The organism is Streptodolium elevatio (assembly GCF_040649515.1).
GTDB lineage: Bacteria > Actinomycetota > Actinomycetes > Streptomycetales > Streptomycetaceae > Yinghuangia > Yinghuangia elevatio.
Map to the genome: position 1 here is coordinate 1 of NZ_JBEZFP010000233.1, position 7,196 is coordinate 7,196.

Annotated in this window: 7 protein-coding genes; 3 read left to right on the forward strand and 4 right to left on the reverse strand. The window is 72.8% G+C overall.

What is annotated here, in order from left to right; all coding sequences use genetic code 11:
- Window positions 1–35 precede the first annotated feature (35 nt).
- Window positions 36–233, reverse strand: coding sequence for a DUF8834 family protein (locus tag AB0C36_RS42065; RefSeq protein WP_358364816.1), 198 nt, complete (start codon window positions 231–233; stop codon window positions 36–38).
- Between the two features lie 607 nt (window positions 234–840).
- Here AB0C36_RS42065 and AB0C36_RS42070 point away from each other — a divergent pair.
- Window positions 841–1,725: an NYN domain-containing protein gene (locus AB0C36_RS42070; protein ID WP_435839232.1), complete on the forward strand. Its 885-nt coding sequence runs from the start codon at window positions 841–843 to the stop codon at window positions 1,723–1,725.
- Window positions 1,726–1,777: 52 nt separating this feature from the next.
- On the opposite strand, the gene AB0C36_RS42075 is transcribed toward AB0C36_RS42070, so the two are convergent.
- Both AB0C36_RS42075 and AB0C36_RS42080 read right to left on the reverse strand, forming a co-directional pair.
- Window positions 1,778–2,161, reverse strand: coding sequence for a DoxX family protein (locus AB0C36_RS42075; RefSeq protein WP_358364819.1), 384 nt, complete (start codon window positions 2,159–2,161; stop codon window positions 1,778–1,780).
- Between the two features lie 121 nt (window positions 2,162–2,282).
- Window positions 2,283–3,161: an alpha/beta fold hydrolase gene (locus AB0C36_RS42080; protein WP_358364822.1), complete on the reverse strand. Its 879-nt coding sequence runs from the start codon at window positions 3,159–3,161 to the stop codon at window positions 2,283–2,285.
- A 153-nt stretch (window positions 3,162–3,314) separates the two neighbouring features.
- On the opposite strand from AB0C36_RS42080, the gene AB0C36_RS42085 reads away from it, so the two are divergent.
- On the forward strand, window positions 3,315–4,256 hold the full coding sequence (locus AB0C36_RS42085) for a nitroreductase/quinone reductase family protein (RefSeq protein WP_358364825.1): 942 nt from the start codon (window positions 3,315–3,317) through the stop codon (window positions 4,254–4,256).
- Between the two features lie 135 nt (window positions 4,257–4,391).
- Here the strand turns inward: AB0C36_RS42085 and AB0C36_RS42090 are convergent, their stop codons facing one another.
- Window positions 4,392–6,047 carry a DEAD/DEAH box helicase gene (locus tag AB0C36_RS42090; RefSeq protein ID WP_358364827.1) on the reverse strand — a complete coding sequence of 552 codons (1,656 nt, stop codon included), beginning with the start codon at window positions 6,045–6,047 and terminating at the stop codon, window positions 4,392–4,394.
- 350 nt (window positions 6,048–6,397) lie between these two features.
- Between AB0C36_RS42090 and AB0C36_RS42095 the strand changes: the two genes are divergently transcribed.
- A complete protein-coding gene (locus AB0C36_RS42095; protein ID WP_358364830.1) occupies window positions 6,398–7,138 on the forward strand; it encodes a ferritin-like fold-containing protein in 741 nt (246 codons plus the stop codon).
- Window positions 7,139–7,196: the final 58 nt, after the last annotated feature.

Sequence of the window (7,196 nt, forward strand, 5' to 3'; positions counted from 1 at the left end):
CCGGAATCCGGGTGGGGCGCCTCGGCGCATAGGGATCAAACGGCCTGCGACGGCTGGGGAGCCGCGGCGTCGGCCAGGGAAACCGGCCTGATGTAGAGGCTCTCGCCGCGGGCGGCGGCGCGCTTCACGGCCTCGTTGACCGCTTCGACGTCCACAGTCGCCGGTTTGGCGTGTACGTCGGTGGTCTTCTTGCTGTCGTCGGTGCGGGTGAGGTTCGTGATTCGGTAGCGCATACGCGCCTCCTCTTCTTCCTCGTCTGCGGGACGCGTCGGGGCCGCCCGCGAGGGGCGGCCACCGAACACGACATAGCGTATAAATCACCCGGCAAAAGTGCGCGGCGAACAGCGCGATTGCTCCGCGGAAGCCCTTGGACGACCGGGAATCGCGCCTCGCAGCACGGCGGGTGACTGGAACAACACCGGTCACAGCCGAGTCATTCCCGTGACCGAATGGTTTTCGGAACGCGACCATCGGACCGGTCGGCCACCCGGCCGAGTGGCGCGTGCCCGGTAACCCCGCCAGGAAGGCGGGGACGTAGGACAATACGAATCAATGGACCCAATGCAGCAGGCCCCCAGGGCGGAGCGTTCCGTGGCGGATGAGGCGCACGAGACGCACGCGGCTACGCCCGGGCCGGAACCGAGACCTTCGTCAGAACCGGCGTACGGTCGGCCCGCCGACCCCGCAGCCGATCCCGCCCCCGCCCACGCTTCCGGCTCCGACGCCGGGACGCATTCCGCCGCAGCTTCCGGGGCGAACCCCGACGCTCGGGCGCCCGCCGAGGCGACCGGCGGCGCCGGCGGCGCCCAGGACGCCGGGGAGGCGCCCGCGGCGGTCCCCGTGCGTCTGGTCTCCGCGCCCCCGCACGCCGGCACGCACGCGCTGTTCGTCGACGTCGGCTACGTCTACGCCGCGATCGGCCTGCTCGTCGCCGGGACCGCGGAGCGCCGCGCGTTCCGCGTCGACGCCGAGTTCCTGATCAGCTCGCTGATCGACGAGGCGCGGGCGGTCTTCCCCGAGGGGCGGCTGCTGCGCGTCTACTGGTACGACGGCGCACGCAACCGCGTCCCCACCTTCGAGCAGAAGCAGGTCGCCGAACTCCCGGACGTGAAGGTCAGGCTCGGCAACCTCAACGCCCACAACCAGCAGAAGGGCGTCGACTCGCTGATCCGCAGCGACCTGGAATCGCTGGCCCGCAACCGCGCCATCGAGGACGCGGTGGTGGTGAGCGGCGACGAGGACCTGGTCCTGGCCGTCGAGGCGGCGCAGTCGTACGGCGTGCGCGTGCACTTGTGGGGCATCGAGCCGGCGTACGGCATGAACCAGGCCGAGCCGCTGGTGTGGGAGGCCGACGTGACGCGCACCCTGCACCACGACTTCTGCGCGCCGTGCATCTTCCAGCAGCCCCCGGTCACGGCGACTCCGGCCGCGAATCCGGCGCCGCAGCGCACGACCGGCGGGACGCCGCCCACCTTCGACCAGGTCTGGCGCCTCGGCGGAAAGATCGCCGAACGCTGGCTCGGCGCGCGCGGCCGCGAGGACATGGCGGGCCTGATGCCCGGACCACGTCTCCCAGAGAACGTCGACAAGGCACTGCTCGTGGACGCGGAAGGCGAGCTGCAGTTCTCGCTGCGCCCGCACGAGGACCTGCGGCGGGCGCTGCGCAACGGCTTCTGGGACCGGCTGAACCAGGAGTTCGGCGTGACACCGCACGGCGAGGGCTGAGGCGGCGTCCGCAAGTCCACACCACCGGGCGCCGCCATCCGCCGGCTGCCGGTCACCCGAAGGATTCGGGGCCGAAGCGTCCCCAGACCACGAACGCGGCCAACGCGAGGTACACCAGGTCCACCGCCATCAGCGCGAACTCGCGGCGCCGGACGCGGGTCAGCGTCGCACCGGCCATGATCAGGACCACGCCGAGGGCCGCGAACGGCACCAGGACCGGGGCGATGTCGAGCGCGGCCGGCAGGACGAGGCCTATGGCGGCCAGGACTTCCAGGGCCCCGATGGTCTTCACGGTGGTGCCGCCGAAGTCGTCGACCCATTTGGAGGAGGCCCCGAAAGCGGCGATCTTCTCCTTCGGCATGGCCACCTTGAGGCTTCCTCCGGCGGCGTAGGCGGCGGCCAGCAGCCCGGCAACGACCCACAAAGCGATGTTCATGGCTCTTACTCCTCGTCGCGGTGATCGGGTGTCACCCCACGAGACGAGGCAGCCGGACCGGCTGTGACATCGCCGATGCCCGCCCCCGCGCGCGGGACGCGGCGGCGCGTCCCACACAGGGTCAGTGCACCGCGTCCCAGAAGTCGGCGAGGCCCTTGGCGGTCGCCTCGGGTTGCTCGGCGTTGGGGGAGTGGTCGGCGCCGTCGACGACGAGATGGCGTACGCCGAGGCGGCGCGCGGTCTCCGCCTGCCACGTCACCGGCCACGCGTAGTCCCGCGCGCCCGAGAGCACGAGCACCCGCAGCCCGGCGGCGACGCGGGCGGCCAGCTCGTCCGTCAGGTCGGGTTCGGTACGCAACTGCCGTGCGGTCGCCGCGATCCCGGCCGGCGAATTGGCCAGCCAGCGCTGGTGCAGGTACGCCGCGACGGCCGGGTCCCGGTGCGGGCGGAGCCCCTGATCCGCATCCAACTGCCGCATGGCGTCCCAGACTTGCTGGAGCGATGCGACGGCCAACGCGTCCTCCAGCATCAGCAGCCGGGCCGTCTCGGTGTCGCGGACCGCCGCGGGGCCGGTGCTCATCAGGGTCAGGGACGCCAGTCGCGCCGGAGCGTCGAGTGCGGCCGAGCGGGCGACGAGGCCGCCGAACGAGTGCCCGACCAGGTGGACCGGTTCGCGCGGCGCGAGAGTGTCGAGCACGGCCCAGAGGTCGGCGACGAGTTCGGGGCGGGCGTACGCGTCGGGGGCGGCGTCCGGACCCGGCGTCTCGTACTGCCCGCGCTGGTCCAGGGCGAACACCCGGTAGCCGCGGCGCGCGAGCGGGTCGAGGACGCCTATGAAGTCCTCCTTGCCCCCGGTGAACCCGGGCACCAGCAGTCCGGTGCCGACGACCGCCTGCCCGTCGGGCGGGTCCGCCGCCAGGTACGCGAACTCACCCCGCGCGGTCGTGGCGCGGTGCGCCCGCACGGTCGCGGGCAGGTCGAGGAAGGGCGGAGTGCTCACCTACCCGAGGGTAGGCCAGGCCGCCCCGGAGGTGACGGGCCGAACGTCCTCGGTGTGGCACGTACTGGACGGCCATTACTTATGCGCATAATATTTATCTGCATAAGTAATCTGGTCGAGCTGTCGAGTCCGACCCGAGCGCGGGGAGAACCCATGGACCACGCCTACGCCGATGCCCTCAACCAGGCCATTCGCCTGCTGAGCCTGCGCCACCGCGCCAGGGCCGCGGAGCTGCTCGCGCCGCTCGGCCTGCATCCCGGGCAGGAAGTGCTGCTGCTTGCGCTGGCCCGGTCCGGGCCGATGATCCAAGGGCGGCTCGGCGAGGCGCTCGGCATCGAGCCGCCCAGCGTCACGCTCATGACCCGCAAGCTGGCGACCGCCGGGCACGTCCGCCGCACGCCCGACCCGTCCGACCGGCGCGCCAGCATCGTCGAACTCACCGACAGCGGAAAGGCGTTGGCCGCCCAGGTCGACGAGTTGTGGTTCGCCCTCGCGGAGGAGACCGCGGCCGGCGTACCCGCCGAGACGGCGGAGTGGCTGCCCGACCTCCTCAGGGCGCTGGCCGACAACGTGGACACCAAGCAGGCGCGGCGCGCACGCAACGCCGGCGACGCCCGCGACGGGCGCGGCGACGAGGACTACGAACCCAGCGCGCTCGGCTGGGTCCGCACGCACGTCGAGCAGGTCATGAGCACAGGCACGACCGACGGCGTCACCATCAAGGGCAAGCCCACGGTCCTCATGACCTACCGCGGAGCCAAGACCGGCAAGCTCCGCAAGACCCCGGTGATGCGCGTCGAGCACGAGGGCCGGTACGCCGCCGTCGCCTCCAACGGCGGCACCGCGACCAACCCGCAGTGGTACGCCACCCTCGCCGTCGAGGCGGTCGTCGGGATTCAGGACGGCCGGGTGACGCGGGAGTACCGGGCGCGCGAGCTGTCCGGCGACGAGAAGGCGCTGTGGTGGGACCGGGCGGTCGCCGCGTACCCCGACTACGCCGAGTACCAGCGCACCACCGACCGCCGGATCCCGGTCTTCGTCCTCGAACCGGTCGGCGGAGGCGACGGCGGGGGAGCCGGAGCCGCCGCCGACTGACGCGCCCGACCGACGGCCCCGCCTGAAGCTCCCATTGACGGTCCCGCACGCACCGCGGGCGCGGCCGGGACCTCTCGGTCCCGAACCGCGCCCGGCGGGGTGGATCGTTCTGCGTTGCCTTTGCGGCGGTGTGGGTCAGTCCATCGACTCGGCGGCCGATCCGGCCGACGACTCGGGGCGGCGACGGCGGCGGCGACGGCGCGGGGCCTTCTCGCCCTCGGCCTCCCCTTCGCTCTGCGCCGCGGCCTCGCCGACGACGGCCTCGGGAGCCTCGGCCACCACCGCGCCCGCGTCCGCCGACACCGCGCTCTTGGCGCGCGTACGTGAACGGGTCCGCTTCGGCGCGGCAGCCTCGGTGGTCGCGCCGGCCTTCGCCTCGGCCTCGGCCACCACGGTCTCGGCGGCCTCGACCACGGCAGTCGCGGCCGCGTCGTCACCGTTCAGGCGGCGACGTCGACGGCTGCCCGGTGCGCGGCGGCGGCTCGGCTCGGCGGACGCCTCGTCCGTCGACGCCTCCGGGCGCGCGTCACCGCGCCCGCCGCGCCCGCCGGAGCGCGACGCGCCGCCGGAGCGGCCGCCTCGTCCGCGACCCGCGCTCTTGCCGGTCTCGCCGAGGTCCTCGACCTCTTCGGCGCCCAGACCCGCACGGGTCCGGTCGGCGCGCGGCAGCACACCGGTCGCCGACTCGGCGATCGCCAGGTCCGCGTACAGGTGCGCGGACGTCGAGTACGTCTCGGGCGGCTCCGGGAAGGACAGGTCCAGGGCCTTGTTGATGAGGCCCCAGCGCGGCATGTCCTCCCAGTCGACGAGCGTCACCGCGACGCCCGCCGCGCCCGCGCGGCCGGTGCGGCCGATGCGGTGCAGGTACGTCTTCTCGTCCTCGGGGCACTGGTAGTTGACGACGTGCGTGACGCCGTCCACGTCGATGCCGCGGGCCGCGACGTCCGTGGCGACCAGGACGTCGACCTTGCCGTTGCGGAACGCCCGCAGCGCCTGCTCGCGCGCGCCCTGGCCGAGGTCGCCGTGCACCGCCGCCGCGGCGAAGCCGCGCTCGGACAGGCCCTCGGCGAGATCCGCGCAGGTGCGCTTGGTGCGGCAGAAGACCATGACGAGGCCGCGGTCCTGGGCCTGCAGGATGCGCGACAGCATCTCCGGCTTGTCCATCGCGTGCGCGCGGTAGACGTGCTGCACGACGGAGGCGACGGTGGCGCCCTGGTCGTCCGGCGCGGAGGCGCGGATGTGGGTCGGACGGCTCATGTAGCGCCGCGCGAGGGTGATGATCTGCCCCGGCATGGTCGCCGAGAACAGCATGGTCTGGCGGCGCGCGGGCAGCCGGTCGACGATCTTCTCGACGTCGGGCAGGAAGCCCAGGTCGAGCATCTCGTCGGCCTCGTCGAGGACCAGCATGCGGACCTGCGACAGGTCCAGATGGCCCTGTCCGGCCAGGTCGAGCAGGCGGCCGGGGGTACCGACGACGACCTCGACGCCCTTGCGGAGCGCCTCGACCTGCGGCTCGTAGGCACGGCCGCCGTAGACGGCCAGGACGCGCACGGCGCGCAGCTTGCCGGCGCCGAGCAGGTCGTTGGTCACCTGCACGCACAGCTCGCGCGTGGGGACGACGACGAGCGCCTGCGGGCTCTTGCCCGGTACGGCGGTCGCGCGGCCGGCCTCGACGTCGGTTGGGGTCACGACGCGCTGAAGCAGGGGGATGCCGAAACCGAGGGTCTTGCCCGTGCCGGTCTTGGCCTGTCCGATGACATCGCTGCCCGCGAGGGCGACCGGAAGCGTCATCTCCTGGACGGGGAACGCCTCGGTGATGCCGAGGCTCTCAAGGGCCTCGGCGGTTTCGGAAAGTACGCCGAGTTCTCTGAATGTGGTCAGGGGTCCAGCCTCTTCTGTGTATTTGGGCTGCTGTATCTCTCTCCGAGGCGGGTCAGGACCGCGTTGCCGTAAACAAGCCATCCGAGCGGGACCTTGATGTCCGCATTTGGGCCTGTGGCACGACACGGGACCTCGGCCTCGGGCAGCAGCCCGAGCGGGGCGGTCGGAGCCGATCGTCCTCCGACCGGGCATCCGCGTTCTGTACCACTGTACCCGCCGGTGTACTCCACGTGGGGTGATGCTGGTTACGCTGCGGTCTCATGACCGAAGGAACGCAGCCCGGAAACGCGGACCCCGCCGCCGACACGGCAGTCGGCCACGACGCTGCGCACGCCGGGCCCCCGGAGGCCGCCAGGGCGGCCGTCGTGGAGCTGCTGGGCGTGCTGGCGTACGGCGAGATCACCGCCTTCGAGCGGCTCGCCGAGGACGCCAAGATGGCCCCGACCCTCGACGACAAGGCCGCCCTCGCGGCCATGGCGGTCGCCGAATTCCACCACTTCGAGCGCCTGCGCGCGCACATTGCGTCACTTGGCGTCGACCCGGCGGACGCGATGGAGCCCTTCGTCACGCCGCTCGACGAGTTCCACCGCCACACCGCGCCGGCCGACTGGCTGGAAGGGCTGGTCAAGGCGTACGTCGGCGACGGCATCGCGGCCGACTTCTACCGCGAGGTCGCCGCCCACCTCGACCCGGACAGCCGCGCGCTGGTCGAGGAGGTGCTGCGCGACACCGGCCACTCGGCATTCGTCGTCGACGCGGTCCGCTCCGCGATCGAGCGCGACCCGCGCGTGGCGGGCCGCCTCGCGCTATGGGGCCGCCGCCTCATGGGCGAGGCGCTCAGCCAGGCGCAACGCGTCGCCGCCGAACGGGACGCGCTCTCCGCCCTCCTCGTCGGCGGCCTGGCCGTCCCCGGCTTCGACCTCGCCGAGATGGGCCGCATGTTCACCCGCATCACCGAGGCCCACACCGCCCGCATGGCCACCCTGGGCCTGGCCTCCTGACGGGCGGATCGACACGGACCGCAAGACGCGAGGGGCGCGCACACCATCCGGTGTGCGC